The sequence below is a fragment of the Mycobacterium sp. KBS0706 genome (assembly GCF_005938675.2).
Lineage (GTDB): Bacteria > Pseudomonadota > Alphaproteobacteria > DSM-16000 > Inquilinaceae > Inquilinus.
Map to the genome: position 1 here is coordinate 1 of NZ_VCCH02000409.1, position 303 is coordinate 303.

1 protein-coding gene is annotated in these 303 nt (G+C 72.3%); it reads left to right on the forward strand.

Annotated features, from left to right (window positions below; translation table 11 throughout):
• Positions 1 to 303 (forward strand): hypothetical protein (locus tag FFK22_RS43700; RefSeq protein WP_186002999.1); only part of this gene is annotated, 303 nt, incomplete at both ends.

Consider the following 303-nt stretch of genomic DNA (forward strand, 5'->3'; position numbering starts at 1 on the left):
TCGGACGCGACCGGGGCCAGGGCCGAAGCCCGGCAGGCCGGGCTGGCCTTCAGCCGCTTCGCCCGCTCGGTACAGCATTCGCTGTCGCTGCGCAGCCGCGCCGCAGACCATCTCTGCGCCCGGGCCAAGGACCATGTCGCGGCGCAGGAGGCCGCCCGCAAGGCGCGCCGCGCCCGCCACCGCGACGAGGTCGAGTTCACCCTGGGGCTGATGATCAATGACGAGGTCGAGGATCTCGACCGGGTCGCGGAGCTCGAGGCCGAGCTCGAGGAGCGGGTCGAGGACCTCTACCAGGACGAAGAC